This is a genomic window from Streptomyces sp. NPDC087844, assembly GCF_044742785.1.
Lineage (GTDB): Bacteria > Actinomycetota > Actinomycetes > Streptomycetales > Streptomycetaceae > Streptomyces.
Genome location: NZ_JBIUVD010000001.1, coordinates 594,625 through 608,887, shown reverse-complemented (window position 1 = coordinate 608,887; position 14,263 = coordinate 594,625). Strand labels below are relative to the sequence as shown.

General features: G+C 68.2%; 11 protein-coding genes. 10 read left to right on the top strand and 1 reads right to left on the bottom strand.

Annotation, left to right across the window (positions count from 1 at the left end):
• Positions 1 to 416: 416 nt before the first annotated feature.
• The 9 genes from ngcE to ACIOKD_RS02365 all read left to right on the top strand — a co-directional run bounded on the left by ngcE (position 417) and on the right by ACIOKD_RS02365 (position 12,660).
• Positions 417 to 1,865, top strand: coding sequence for an N-acetylglucosamine/diacetylchitobiose ABC transporter substrate-binding protein (gene ngcE, locus ACIOKD_RS02405; RefSeq protein ID WP_402077004.1), 1,449 nt, complete (start codon positions 417 to 419; stop codon positions 1,863 to 1,865).
• 91 nt (positions 1,866 to 1,956) lie between these two features.
• Positions 1,957 to 2,886: a carbohydrate ABC transporter permease gene (locus tag ACIOKD_RS02400; protein ID WP_402077002.1), complete on the top strand. Its 930-nt coding sequence runs from the start codon at positions 1,957 to 1,959 to the stop codon at positions 2,884 to 2,886.
• A gap of 37 nt (positions 2,887 to 2,923) precedes the next feature.
• Positions 2,924 to 3,841, top strand: a complete 918-nt coding sequence (locus tag ACIOKD_RS02395; protein ID WP_402077000.1) for a carbohydrate ABC transporter permease — start codon at positions 2,924 to 2,926, stop codon at positions 3,839 to 3,841.
• A 195-nt stretch (positions 3,842 to 4,036) separates the two neighbouring features.
• Entirely contained in the window at positions 4,037 to 5,236 is a 1,200-nt protein-coding gene (locus ACIOKD_RS02390; protein ID WP_402076997.1) for an ROK family protein, read from the top strand.
• 133 nt (positions 5,237 to 5,369) lie between these two features.
• A complete protein-coding gene (locus ACIOKD_RS02385) occupies positions 5,370 to 6,476 on the top strand; it encodes a substrate-binding domain-containing protein (RefSeq protein ID WP_402077682.1) in 1,107 nt (368 codons plus the stop codon).
• 219 nt (positions 6,477 to 6,695) lie between these two features.
• Positions 6,696 to 7,484: an ATP-binding cassette domain-containing protein gene (locus ACIOKD_RS02380; RefSeq protein ID WP_402076994.1), complete on the top strand. Its 789-nt coding sequence runs from the start codon at positions 6,696 to 6,698 to the stop codon at positions 7,482 to 7,484.
• The gene (locus ACIOKD_RS02375) at positions 7,481 to 8,773 is read left to right on the top strand and encodes a sugar ABC transporter permease (RefSeq protein WP_384815339.1); all 1,293 of its coding nucleotides are present in this window, start codon (positions 7,481 to 7,483) and stop codon (positions 8,771 to 8,773) included. Before ACIOKD_RS02380 ends, ACIOKD_RS02375 begins: the two co-directional genes overlap by 4 nt.
• A gap of 318 nt (positions 8,774 to 9,091) precedes the next feature.
• Positions 9,092 to 11,014: a 1-deoxy-D-xylulose-5-phosphate synthase gene (dxs, locus tag ACIOKD_RS02370; RefSeq protein WP_402076991.1), complete on the top strand. Its 1,923-nt coding sequence runs from the start codon at positions 9,092 to 9,094 to the stop codon at positions 11,012 to 11,014.
• 149 nt (positions 11,015 to 11,163) lie between these two features.
• Entirely contained in the window at positions 11,164 to 12,660 is a 1,497-nt protein-coding gene (locus ACIOKD_RS02365; protein WP_402076988.1) for an amino acid permease, read from the top strand.
• 84 nt (positions 12,661 to 12,744) lie between these two features.
• On the opposite strand, the gene ACIOKD_RS02360 is transcribed toward ACIOKD_RS02365, so the two are convergent.
• Positions 12,745 to 13,119 (bottom strand): NTP pyrophosphohydrolase, encoded by a 375-nt coding sequence (locus ACIOKD_RS02360; RefSeq protein ID WP_402076985.1) that lies wholly within the window; start codon positions 13,117 to 13,119, stop codon positions 12,745 to 12,747.
• 57 nt (positions 13,120 to 13,176) lie between these two features.
• Here ACIOKD_RS02360 and ACIOKD_RS02355 point away from each other — a divergent pair, with 57 nt between their 5' ends.
• Positions 13,177 to 14,208 (top strand): hypothetical protein, encoded by a 1,032-nt coding sequence (locus ACIOKD_RS02355; RefSeq protein WP_402076982.1) that lies wholly within the window; start codon positions 13,177 to 13,179, stop codon positions 14,206 to 14,208.
• Positions 14,209 to 14,263: the final 55 nt, after the last annotated feature.

Here is a 14,263-nt window from a genome sequence, read left to right as displayed (position 1 = left end):
GGTCGTTGCCTGATCGCCCGCTGTGCGGCCCCCGGCGTCCGGGCAGCTCATATTTCCGCGAGGTCTCACTTCGGGAAAGAGGTCGGCCAACTGTGCATTCGATCTTGCTCCGTTGGCGGGAAGTGGACTATACCTGTCGGCGTCCGCCCCGATCGTTCGACCGGTCGCGGGCAGGCGGTTGCCGGCAGGCGAGGGGGCGCGGCGAACAGCGGCGTGCCGTGCATTCCCGCGGCTCCCGGTATTCCAGGCACGATCCAGCTCTACTGATGTTCCCTCGCTCAAGCGCCGGGCAGTCCGTCCGACCTGCTATGCCTGCCGGGGGACCGGGGGTTTCCCCCGGGTAATGCAGTACCAACCGCGGTGCCGGGGAGGGTCCGGTTCACCGCCTGAGTCCTGACGAAGGCGAGGACTTGAGCATGGGATCCACTTCCGCACACAACGACCGCGAGGGTGTCGGCCGGCGCGACCTGATCAAGCGGTCCGCCGCGCTCGGTCTGATTTCCGTACCCACGATGGGCTTTCTGTCCGCGTGTGCCAGCGGTGACAGCGGCAGCGACGAAAAGGTCGACAAGGGAAAGAAGACCAAGGGGAATCCGCTCGCCGTCAACGCGAGCGCGCCGCTGGAGATCGTGATCTTCGACGGCGGTTTCGGTACGCAGTACGCCGAGGACGCCAAGGCGGTCTACGAGAAGAACTTCCCCAAGGCGAAGGTCAAGTTCTCCTCGACCCAGAAGATCCAGTCGGTCCTGCAGCCGCGCTTCAACCAGGGAACCCCGCCCGACCTGATCGACAACTCCGGTGCCGAGCAGATGGACATGGGCGTCCTGGTCGGCAAGAAGCAGCTCTCGGACCTCACCCCGCTGCTGGACGCGCCGTCCTTCGACGACCCGGCCAAGAAGGTCCGGGACACCCTGCGCCCCGGCATCGTCGAGATGGGCCAGTTCGACGGCGACCCGGTCTGGATCATGTACTACGCGTACACGATCTACGGCGTGTGGTACTCGCAGAAGGCGCTGGACGGCCTCGACGCGACGTACCCGGAGACCTGGGACGACATGCTCGCGGTCTGCGCGAAGGCGAAGAAGAAGGGCATCGCGGGCTGGACGTACGCGGGCAAGCACCCGTACTACGTCCCCTTCTCGCTCTACCCGATGATCGCCAAGGTCGGCGGCCGTGAGGTCCTGGACGCCATCGACAACCTGGAGCCGAACGCCTGGAAGCACCCGGCGGTCAAGACCTGCTTCGAGGCGTACTACGAGCTCTACAAGAAGGGCTACATCCTCAAGGGCACCCCGGGCCTGGACCACATCCAGTCCCAGACCGCCTGGACCGAGGGCAAGGCGCTCTTCATCCCGAACGGCTCCTGGGTGGAGAACGAGGCGGCGAAGACCATGCCGAAGGACTTCGACCTCGCGGTGAACGCGCCCAGCGGCATCGACAGCTCGGACAAGATGCCCTTCGGCACCATCTGGGCCTCCGGCGGTGAGCCCTTCATCGTGCCCGCCAAGGCCAAGAACACCGACGGCGGAATGGAGCAGCTGCGCATCATGCTCAGCGAGGCCTCGTCGAAGAACTTCACCTCGTCGGTCAAGTCGCTGACCGCCTTCAACGGCGGCACCGACGGAATCGAGCTGACGCCGGGTCTGAAGGCCGGCGTGGCGGCTCTGGAGAAGGCCGGCGACAACGTGGTCAACCCGCGTATCCAGGACTGGTACGTGGCGCTCCAGAAGGAGAAGATCGGCGTCGGCGGCCTCGGCGAGATGATGGCGGGGCGGCTCACCCCGGTCGAGGCCATCAAGAAGATCCAGGGCTACGCCGACGAGGCGGCCAAGGACGAGAACATCCAGCACTACAAGCACCAGTGAGCGCGGCCGGGGCCCCGGACGCCGTCCGGGGTCCCGGTTCTCGTCGCGCGGCGTCGACGGCAGCCCCCGCGGGAAGATCGGGTCGGTAGGAATGCAACACGGTAAATACCGTTTCATCGTGGGGTTCTTGACGGCCCCCCTGGCCATTTACGGCCTGTTCGTCATCTGGCCCTTCATCCAGTCCATCTACTACTCGTTCACGGACTGGAGCGGTCTCAGCCCCGAGTTCAAGATGGTGGGCTTCAAGAACTACACGAGACTGCTCGATGACGAGGTCTTCTGGAAGTCGTTGCAGCACAGCGTGATGCTCGTCGTGCTGCTGCCGTTGGTGACGCTCACCATGGCGCTGTTCTTCGCCTTCATGCTCAATGTCGGCGGACGGCGCCGGAAGAACGCCGCGATCGCCGGCGTACGCGGCTCCGCCTTCTACAAGGTGGTCTACTTCTTTCCGCAGGTGCTGTCGATCGCGATCGTCGCGCTGCTGTTCCAGTTCGCCTACAACCCCAACAGCGGCGCGATCAACTCCGCCCTGAAGGCGGTCGGTCTCGACAGTGTCCAGCCCGACTGGCTGGGCGATCCGGAACTGGCCCTCTGGTGCGTCTTCGCGGTACTCGTCTGGTGCACGGTCGGTTTCTTCGTGGTGCTCTTCTCCGCGGGAATGGCCTCCATTCCCAGGGACTACTACGAGGCGGCGCTCCTGGACGGCGCGAACCGCATCACGACCTTCTTCAGGATCACCCTGCCGTTGCTCTGGGACACCGTGCAGTCGGGCTGGGCCTACGTGGGCATCCTGGCGCTCGGCGCCGAGTCCTTCGCGGTCGTGCAGATCATGACCGTGGGCCCGAACGGCGGCGGCCCCGACTACTCGACGACCGTCCTGCCGCTGTACGTGTACCAGAAGGCGTTCCGCGACGGCCAGGCCGCCTACGCGACGACCATCGGTGTGGCCCTGCTCGCCGTGACGCTGCTGTTCGTGGCGGTCGTCATGAAGCTGGGCCGGCGCGAGCGGCTGGAGTACTGATGCGAACCGAGCTGACCGACCCGCGAGGAGGCCACGAGTGAAGACGACCGACACGCCTCCCGCCGACACCGCCGGCGAGAGGCCGCCTGTCACCAAGACGGCGTCCGCGCCCCCGCCCGAGGAGAAGGCCACCGGCAGGACCCTCAACGTCTTCTCGCACGGATTCCTGATCCTCTGGGCGATCATGGTGGTGATGCCGCTGCTCTGGGCGGTGATGACCTCGTTCAAGACGGACAAGGAGATCTTCAGTTCGCCCTGGGCGCTGCCCGACTCGCTGCACTTCGACAACTGGTCGCGCGCCTGGACCGAAGCGAACATGAGCGACTACTTCCTCAACACGATCATCGTGGTGGGGTTCTCGCTCCTCGGCACCATGCTGCTGGGCTCCATGGCGGCGTACGTCCTCGCGCGCTTCGAGTTCCCCGGGAACCGCTTCATCTACTTCCTCTTCATCGGAGGAATGAGCTTCCCGATCATCCTGGCGCTGGTCCCGCTGTTCTACGTCATGCAGAATCTCGCGCTGCTGAACACGCTGCCCGGACTGATCCTGGTCTACATCGGCTACTCGCTGCCGTTCACCGTGTTCTTCATGACGTCCTTCTTCCGCACCCTGCCGACCTCGGTGGCGGAGGCGGCCTTCGTGGACGGGGCCTCGCACACCAGGACGTTCTTCCAGGTGATGCTGCCGATGGCCAAGCCCGGCCTGATCAGCATCACCATCTTCAACTTCCTGGGGCAGTGGAACCAGTACATGCTGCCGACGGTGCTCAACACCGAGCCGGAGAACAAGGTGCTCACCCAGGGGCTCGTCCAGCTCGCCGTCAGCCAGGGATACAAGGGTGACTGGTCCGGGCTGTTCGCGGGCCTCGTGATGGCGATGCTGCCGGTGCTCGCCGCGTACATCGTCTTCCAGCGCCAGGTCGTGCAGGGACTGACCGCGGGAGCGCTCAAGTAGCAATCGGGTCATCGGTTCGGTTTGTGAGGGGTGGTCCCGGATTGGAGCCGGGGCCACCCTCGCCCTACGGGTGCCCACCCGCCCCTTCCTTGCTCAACCTCTTGACGGGAGGCGACCCCAACGGCTCAGCTTAGGGTTCACTAGTTGGACATAGACGGGGTCTCACCGAGGCGACCCCGTACGCAGGAGGTCGTCGTGGAGACTCCGGGGTCGCAGTCGTCGCTGCACCGAGCCAATCTCGAACGGGTCGTACGCGCGGTGCGCCTGGCCGGGTCGCTCACGCAGGCGGAGATCGCGAGGGCGACGGGCCTGTCCGCGGCCACGGTCTCCAACATCGTGCGGGAGCTGAAGGACGGCGGGACGGTCGAGGTCACACCCACCTCGGCCGGTGGCCGAAGGGCCCGCAGCGTCAGCCTCAGCGGCGACGCCGGCATCGTGATCGGCGTCGACTTCGGACATACGCATCTGCGCGTCGCGGTCGGCAACCTCGCGCACCAGGTGCTGGCCGAGGAGTCCGAGCCGCTCGACGTGGACGCGTCCGCCGCCCAGGGCTTCGACCGGGCGGAGCAGCTGGTCAGCCGTCTGATCGCGGCCACCGGCGTGGACCGCGCGAAGGTCGCCGGGGTGGGTCTCGGCGTGCCAGGGCCGATCGACGTGGAGTCCGGGACGCTCGGCTCCACCGCGATCCTGCCGGGCTGGACCGGCACCAAGCCCGCGGAGGAGCTCCAGGGGCGCCTGGGCGTCCCCGTGCACGTGGACAACGACGCCAACCTCGGAGCCCTCGGGGAACTCGTCTGGGGGAGCGGCAGGGGCGTTCGGGACCTGGCGTACATCAAGGTGGCCAGCGGTGTCGGCGCCGGGCTCGTGATCAACAGCAAGATCTACCGCGGCCCGGGTGGCACAGCGGGAGAAATCGGGCATATTACTCTTGATGAGTCCGGTCCCGTCTGCCGCTGCGGCAACCGGGGCTGCCTGGAGACCTTCGCGGCGGCGCGCTATGTGCTGCCGCTCCTCCAGTCCAGCCACGGCACGGATCTGACCATGGAAGGTGTCGTGCGGCTGGCGCGGGACGGAGACCCCGGCTGTCGTCGGGTGATCGCCGACGTCGGCCGACATATCGGCAGTGGAGTGGCGAATCTGTGCAACCTGCTCAATCCGAGCCGGGTGGTGCTCGGCGGTGATCTCGCCGAGGCCGGAGAGCTCGTGCTAGGACCCATAAGGGAGTCCGTCGGCCGCTATGCGATCCCTAGTGCGGCGCGTCAACTATCCGTTCTGCCAGGGGCACTTGGCGGTCGGGCGGAGGTCCTCGGGGCACTCGCCCTCGCACTGGGCGAGATGGGCGATTCAACCCTTTTGGACGGATCGCTCGCTGCTGTCACGCCTGCCTTCACTTAGAGAACGGATGGCAGCGTTGCCATTCCGTTAAGGATTTACTTCTTGACGTCGCACGTGCGGCCGAGTTGACTTCCAGCCACCTCGGCCGCAACGTCGCGGCCTCGTCAGGGAGGTTTCTGAAGTGAATACGCGTATGCGTCGCGCCGCCTTTGCCGTTGCCGCTGGTGCGATGGCCGTCTCGCTGGCTGCCTGTGGCAGCGCCGAGGAGTCCGGCGACAAGAGCGACTCCACGAAGACCGCCGCCAAGGGCGACAACATCAAGGTCGGCCTCCTCCTTCCGGAGAACCAGACCGCTCGGTACGAGAAGTTCGACAAGCCCCTGATCGAGAAGAAGGTCAAGGAGCTCACGAACGACAAGGGCGAGGTCGTCTACGCCAACGCCAAGCAGGACGCCACCACGCAGTCCCAGCAGGTCGACACGATGATCACCAACAAGGTGGACGTGCTGATCGTGGACGCGGTGGACTCCAAGGCCATCGCCAACGGCGTGAAGAAGGCCAAGGACGCCGGCATCCCCGTCGTGGCGTACGACCGCCTCGCCGAGGGCCCGATCGACGCCTACACCTCCTTCGACAACGAAGAGGTCGGCCGCGTCCAGGGCAAGGCGCTCCTGGAGGCCCTGGGCGACAAGGCCAAGCCCTCCGCGAAGATCGTCATGATGAACGGCGCGGTCACCGACCCGAACGCCGCCCTCTTCAAGAAGGGCGCGCTCTCCGAGCTCGACGGCAAGGTGGACATCGCCAAGTCGTACGACACGAAGGAGTGGAAGCCGGAGAACGCCAACCTCAACATGGAAGGCGCCATCTCGGCGATCGGCAAGACCAAGATCGTCGGCGTCTACTCCGCCAACGACGGCATGGCCGGCGGTATCATCACCGCCCTGAAGGCCGCGGGCGTCTCCCCGCTGCCGCCCGTGACCGGCCAGGACGCGGAGCTGGCGGGTGTGCAGCGCATCGTCTCGGGCGACCAGTTCATGAGCGTCTACAAGTCCTACCCGCAGGAGGCGGACGTCGCCGCGCAGATGGCCGTCGCGCTCGCCAAGGGCGAGAAGCTCGACTCCATCGCCAAGGACTCGGTCGACAGTCCCACCACCAAGGGCGTCCCGTCGGTGCTCGTCCCGGTCGTCTCGCTGACCAAGGCCAACATCAACGACACCGTCATCAAGGACGGCATCTACACGATCGACGAGATCTGCACCGCCAAGTTCAAGTCCGCCTGCAGCAAGGCCGGCCTCAACTAGGTACTGACACGTCCCCTGTCACGTACGGGAATTCGCGTCACTGAATTCCCGTACGGGCCTGTGGTCCACGAAAGTGTGGTCCATGAGGGACGGTCGTACCAGAAGCCCCTCCGGCGCCCCGCAACCACCAGCCCCGCAAGCTAGGGCGGGGCGCCGGACGGAACACTTCCTCCCCCAACTTTTCTGCACAACCTCCCGCCGGGTCAGGCGGCGAAGGAGATGGTTAACGTGTCCGCTACGCCTGTTCTGGCGTTGCGCGGGGTCTCGAAGCGATTCGGTGCCGTTCAGGCGCTCACCGATGTAGAGCTTGAGGTCCACGCCGGCGAGGTGGTCGCCCTGGTCGGCGACAACGGCGCCGGAAAGTCCACGCTGGTGAAAACGATCGCCGGCGTGCACCCGATCGACGAGGGTGTCATCGAATGGGACGGCAAGGCCGTCCAGATCAACAAGCCGCACGACGCCCAGCACCTGGGCGTCGCGACGGTCTACCAGGACCTCGCGCTGTGCGACAACATCGACGTCGTCGGCAACCTCTACCTGGGCCGTGAGCTGAAGAAGCGCGGCATCCTCGACGAGGTCGAGATGGAGCGCCGCTCACGCGAACTGCTCCAGACGCTGTCGATCCGCATCCCCAGCGTGCGTATCCCGATCGCCTCGCTCTCCGGCGGTCAGCGCCAGACCGTGGCCATCGCCCGCTCCATGCTCGGTGAGCCCAAGCTGGTCATCCTCGACGAGCCCACCGCGGCCCTCGGTGTCGAGCAGACCGCCCAGGTCCTCGACCTGGTCGAGCGGCTGCGCGAGAGGGGCCACGCCGTCCTGCTCATCAGCCACAACATGGCCGATGTGAAGGCCGTCGCCGACAAGGTGGCCGTGCTCCGGCTCGGCCGCAACAACGGCGTCTTCGAGGTCAAGGCGACCTCGCAGGAAGAGATCATCTCCGCCATCACCGGTGCCACGGACAACGCCGTGACCCGTCGTGCGGCGCGCAACGGGGAGGCTCAGAAGTGAGCATCGACAAGACCTCCGCCAGCACGGACGAGCATGCCGTCGCGAACCCCGAGGCCGCCGCCGACGCGGTGACCGTGGTCGACCCCAGGCTGCTCGTGCGCGAGCAGGGCCTGGCCGGCTACGTCGGCGAGTTCAAGCGCAAGATGAAGGGCGGTGACCTGGGCTCCGTCCCGGTCGTCCTCGGCCTCATCGTCATCTGCATCATCTTCCAGAGCCTCAACTCGGCCTTCCTCTCCGCCGAGAACCTCAACAACATCGCCGTCGCGATGGTCGCCACCGGCATGATGTCGGTCGGCATCATCTTCGTGCTGCTGCTCGGCGAGATCGACCTGTCGGTCGGCTCGGTCAGCGGTGTCGCGGGTGCCATCACCGCCGTACTGAGCGTCACGCACGGTGTGAACGAGTGGCTGGCCGTCCTCATCGCCCTCGCGAGCGGTGCGGCCATCGGCGCGCTCCACGGCTTCTTCTTCGCCCGGATCGGCGCCCCCGCGTTCGCGGTCACCCTGGCCGGCCTGCTGTTCTGGCTCGGCTTCATGCTCCAGATCCTGGGCGAGAACGGCACCATCAACATCGACGGCGAGGGCGTGGTCGGCAAGCTGACCACGTACTACTTCTCGGACGTCGCGGCCGCCTACGGCCTCGCGCTCGTCGCCGTGGTGCTCTTCTTCGTCACCAGCTTCCTGGACAGCCGCCGCCGTGAGGCCGCGGGCATCCCGTCCCGGCCGCTGGGCGACCTGATCATGCGCACCGTCCTGCTCGCGATCGTGGCGTTCGCCGCCGCGATCATGTTCAACCAGTACAAGGGCCTGCCGCTGGCGCTGCTGCTCTTCATCCTGGTCCTGGTGCTGAGCGACTTCGTCCTGCGCCGCACCAGCTACGGCCGCAAGATCTTCGCGCTCGGCGGCAGCGTCGAGGCGTCCCGTCGTGCCGGTATCAACGTCACGGCGGTCCGTGTCTCGGTCTTCGCCCTGGCGGGCTTCTTCGCCGCCGTCGGCGGTCTGTTCTGGGCCTCGAAGATCGCCGCGGCCAACCAGAGCGCGGGTGCGGGTGACCTCCTGATGAACGTCATCGCGGCGGCCGTCATCGGTGGCACCAGCCTCTTCGGTGGCCGTGGCCGCACGTGGAACGCGCTCCTCGGTGTCATGGTGATCACCTCGATCCAGTACGGCCTCGCCCTTGAGGGCATCGCCACGCCGGTTCAGTACATGATCACTGGTGGTGTGCTCCTCGCCACGGTCGTCATCGACTCGATCACGCGCAAGACGCAGAAGACCGCGGGTCGCGCGTAGGGGTTCGTGGTTGCCCCTCAGGTTGTGGGGCTTGCTGTTCGTGGGGGGCGGCGGGGCCGTCGTGGCTGGTCGCGCCCCGCGGCGAAGCCGCGAATGTCACAGCCCCGCGCCCCTGAGGGGCGCAGCCGCTCTCGAAAGTGCCCGGCACCCGATGGTGGTGCCGGGCACTTTCGTGTTCGTCGGGGGGTTCGGTAGGGAAGGGGATGTACGGCCGAACGGGTGATGTACGACGCACAGCCCGGGCGTCGGCGGGAAAGACGGAACATTAGACTCGACAGGCCCGGCAACGCTCGATCGCTCTACTGCAAGGAGGCACGGGTGCCGCTGCTGACCCGCATCAAGGGACCGCGCGATCTGGACCGGCTCAGCCTGGAGCAGCTGGACCAGCTCGCGGAAGAGATCAGGACCTTCCTGGTCGACGCGGTGTCCAAGACCGGCGGCCACCTCGGCCCCAACCTCGGCGTCGTCGAGCTGACCATCGCCCTGCACCGGGTCTTCGAGTCCCCCAAGGACCGGATCCTGTGGGACACCGGACACCAGTCCTACGTCCACAAGCTGCTCACGGGCCGCCAGGACTTCTCGAAGCTCAAGATGAAGGGCGGCCTGTCCGGCTACCCCTCACAGGCCGAGTCCGAGCACGACGTCATCGAGAACAGCCACGCCTCCACGGTCCTCGGCTGGGCCGACGGCCTCGCCAAGGCCAACGAGGTGCTGCGCAAGGACGACCACCACGTCGTCGCCGTCATCGGCGACGGAGCGCTCACCGGCGGCATGGCCTGGGAGGCGCTCAACAACATCGCCGACGCCAAGGACCGCCCGCTCGTCATCGTCGTCAACGACAACGAGCGGTCGTACGCGCCGACCATCGGCGGCCTCGCGAACCATCTGGCGACCCTGCGCACCACCGACGGCTACGAGCGCTTCCTGGCCCGCGGCAAGGACCTCCTGGAGCGCACTCCCGTCGTCGGCAGACCCCTCTACGAGACCCTGCACGGCGCCAAGAAGGGCCTCAAGGACTTCATCGCCCCGCAGGGCATGTTCGAGGACCTCGGCCTGAAGTACGTCGGACCCATCGACGGGCACGACATGGAGGCCCTGGAGTCCGCGCTCGCCCGCGCCAAGCGCTTCGGCGGCCCGGTCATCGTGCACTGCCTCACCGAGAAGGGCCGCGGCTACCAGCCCGCCCTGAGCGACGAGGCGGACCGCTTCCACGGCATCGGCCCCATCCACCCCGACACGGGCCTGCCGGTCAAGGCCTCCGGCGCCGACTGGACGTCCGTCTTCGGCGACGAGATGGTCGCGCTCGGCAAGGAGCGCGAGGACGTCGTCGCGATCACGGCGGCCATGCTGCAGCCGGTCGGCCTGAAGAAGTTCGCGGACGCCTTCCCGAACCGCATCTACGACGTCGGCATCGCCGAGCAGCACGGCGCCGTCTCGGCCGCCGGCCTCGCCACCGGCGGACTGCACCCCGTCTTCGCGGTCTACGCGACCTTCCTCAACCGCGCCTTCGACCAGGTCCTCATGGACGTGGCCCTGCACAAGTGCGGCGTCACCTTCGTGCTCGACCGGGCCGGCGTCACCGGCACCGACGGCGCCTCCCACAACGGCATGTGGGACATGTCGATCCTCCAGGTCGTACCGGGCCTCAGACTCGCCGCGCCCCGCGACGCCGACCAGGTCCGCGCCCAGCTGCGCGAGGCCGTCCAGGTCACGGACGCGCCGACCGTGGTCCGCTTCTCCAAGGGCGCGGTCGGTCCGGCCGTACCCGCCGTGGGCCGCGTCGGAGGCATGGACCTCCTGCGGGAGCCGGGCACCGACACCCCGGACGTGCTCCTCGTCTCGGTCGGCGCCCTGGCGCCCATGTGCCTGGAGATCGCCGGGCTCCTCGACCAGCAGGGCATCTCCACCACCGTCGTCGACCCCCGCTGGGTCAAACCCGTCGACGAGGCCATGGCCCCGCTCGCCGAGCGGCACCGCGTGGTCGTCACCGTCGAGGACAACTCCCGCGTCGGTGGCGTCGGCTCGGCGATCGCCCAGGCCCTGCGCGACGCCGGCGTGGACGTACCCCTGCGCGACTTCGGCATCCCGCCGCGCTTCCTCGACCACGCCTCCCGCAAGGAGGTCATGGCCGAGATCGGGCTGACCGCACCGGACATCGCCCGGCAGGTCACCGGACTGGTCTCCAAGCTGGACGGACGGTACGACCAGGCCCACGCCACCCCGGAGCCCGCCCGCGACTGACCCGCACGGCCGACCCACCCGCATGGGCCGGTTCCGCACCCTTTACGGTGGCTGAACCGGCCCATTCGCGTGAATCCCCACGCGCCGGGGCATACGGACCACGCACCCTCTCGATCATGTCGAGGACGACAAGCGTGGGAGGTACGCCCGTGAGCAACACCCTCTTCAGGACGAAGAAGATCGAGCAGTCCATCCAGGACACCGAGGAACCGGAGCACGCGCTCAAGAAATCCTTGTCCGCCCTGGATCTGACCGTCTTCGGCGTCGGTGTCATCATCGGCACCGGCATCTTCGTCCTCACCGGCACGGTCGCCAAGAACAACGCCGGTCCCGCCGTCGCCCTGGCCTTCGTCGTGGCCGGGGTCGTCTGCGCGCTCGCCGCGCTCTGCTACGCCGAGTTCGCCTCCACGGTCCCGGTGGCCGGCTCCGCGTACACGTTCTCGTACGCCTCCCTCGGTGAACTGCCTGCCTGGATCATCGGCTGGGACCTCGTGCTGGAGTTCGCCCTCGGCACCGCGGTGGTCGCGGTCGGCTGGTCGGGCTATGTCGCCTCGCTGCTCGACAACGCGGGCTGGCACCTGCCCGCGGCGCTCAGCGGCAGAGAGGGGGCCGACGGCTTCGGCTTCGACATCCTCGCCGCCGCCCTCGTCCTGGTGCTCACCGGCATCCTCGTGGTCGGCACGAAACTCTCCGCGCGGGTCACCGCCGTCGTGGTCGCCATCAAGGTGACCGTCGTCCTCGTCGTGATCATCGCCGGTGCCTTCTTCATCAAGGGCGACAACTACGACCCGTTCGTCCCGAAGGCGAAGCCCGTGGACGCGGGCAGCGGCATGGACTCGCCGCTCGTCCAGCTGATGTTCGGCTGGGCGCCCTCCAACTTCGGCGTGATGGGCATCTTCACCGCCGCCTCCGTCGTCTTCTTCGCCTTCATCGGCTTCGACGTCGTCGCCACGGCCGCCGAGGAGACCAGGAACCCGCAGCGGGACATGCCCCGCGGCATCCTCGGCTCCCTGCTCATCTGCACCACGCTGTACGTGGCGGTGTCGGTCGTCGTGACCGGCATGCAGCACTACACCAAGCTGTCCGTGGACGCCCCGCTCGCCGACGCCTTCAAGGCCACCGGACACCCCTGGTACGCGGGCTTCATCAGCTTCGGCGCCGCCGTCGGCCTCACCACCGTCTGCATGATCCTGCTGCTCGGCCAGACCCGGGTCTTCTTCGCGATGAGCCGCGACGGACTGCTGCCGCGCTTCTTCTCGCACGTCCACCCGCGCTTCAGGACCCCGCACCGGCCGACCATCCTGCTCGGCGTGATCATCGCGATCGTCGCCGGCTTCACCAGCCTCAGCGAACTCGCCGAGCTGGTGAACATCGGCACGCTGTTCGCGTTCGTCGTCGTCGCGATCGGCGTGATCATCCTGCGCCGCACCCGCCCGGACCTGCCCCGCGCCTTCCGCACCCCGCTGGTCCCGATCCTGCCGATCGTCTCGGTCCTCGCCTCGCTGTGGCTGATGCTGAACCTGCCCGCCGAGACCTGGCTGCGGTTCGCCATCTGGATGGTCCTCGGCTTCCTCGTGTACTTCGTCTACGGCCGCTCGCACAGCCGCCTCGGCCGGGACGAGAAGGCAGCCGCCGACCGGGGTTGATCCGGGACGGGACCACGGGACCACGGGACCACGGGACCACGGGATTACGGGACCACGGGACCACGGGACCACGAGGTCACGAGGTCACGGTCGGACGGTCCTCGGGCCCGTGACCTCGGCGCCCAACTCCGTGACTCTGCGCCGCAGTTCCCGGTCGGCCGTGACCACCAGGCGTGCGCGGTCCGGATGTTCGGCGACCAGCTCCACGATCCGGTCGTCCCCGCTGCCGGGCGCCGCCTCGACCCGTACCCCGGGCACGGACGTCACACCGCGGGCGCCGCCCTCGACCACGAGGACCAGCTCCAGGGGCCCCGCGAGGCCCGGGAGCCCCTCGTCGGCGTACGGGACGAGCTGGTCCCGTACGCGCTCCGCCGCGCCCCGGCGATCGCGCCACCAGCCGTCGGGGACGGACCCCACCACGTTGGCGGCGTCGACGATCACGAGCGGGGCAGCGTCCATACGGCCAGGGTCGCACGGAGGGCGATCACACGGCCCGATTAGAGTGGGGGAGTGTCAATGGCCCGCACACTCAACGGCACCTGGCTCATACGCGGCCGGGACGGCAGACTCAGCGCCTACGCTCCCCTTGAGGAAGCGGTGTGGTGCTGGGCCGAGCAACGTCCCGGCGGCCCGTGGACGGCACCCCGCGCGGTCGGTGGCGATCAGCGCGTCAACCCGGTGCTCGCCGTGGGCCAGGGGGCCGACGCCTACGCCCACCTGGTCTCCTGGCGGCCCACCGTCGCCGGGGAGGCGGGACTCGTCCACTCGACCCACTTCAGGCCGCACCTGGCAGCCCTCGACTGGAACCCGCTCGGGCATCCCAACGCCAAGGGGGGCCAGACCGGTGTACCGGCCGTCACCGTGGACGCCGAGGGCCGCGCGCATGTCTTCGTACGCAACAAGGGCGGCGGGGTCAGCATGCGGGGCCAGAAGGAGCGCGGGGGCTGGGGCCCCTGGCGCGACCTGAAGGGCCGTGAGGTCACCGGCGAACTCGCCGCCGTCACCCGCGCGAGCGGACTCGTCGAGCTGTACGCGGCCACGCCGGCCGGCATCCTGCGCTGGACGCAGGCCGGTCCCGGCCATGTCCCCGCGCTCGACGAGGAGCCGCTGAAGGTGGCGGTCCGGCCGGGAACCCTGCGGGCGCTGACCACCTCCGACGAGCATGTGACGCTGTTCTACACGGACGACAACGACACGGTGTGCGCGTGGCGGGCCGGCGCGGAGCCGGTGGAACTCCTCGGCTGCGCGGGGCCCGGGGCGGTGTCCGCGGTCCGGTGCACGCTCGACGGGGTCGACTGCACGCTGCTCGCGCAGCGGTCCACGAGTGGGCGGGTGGCGTTCGCCGCGTATCCGACGGAGCAGGAGTCGGCGGGGGCGTGGTGGACGGATTCGGGTCCTGAACTTCCCGCCGACGCGCAGGTGTCTCTTGCCGAGGACGCGCAGGGGCGGGTGGTCGCGGCGACCCTCGCGCCGTCCACGGGCGCCCTGTCGCTGAGCCACCGCAAGGACGAGCCGGGCCTGGCGCTGGAGGCGTGGCGGGCCATTTGATTCGCCCCCGCCGCCCCTACCCGTTCCCGTCACTACTCGGGGGCGCTGCCCCCGA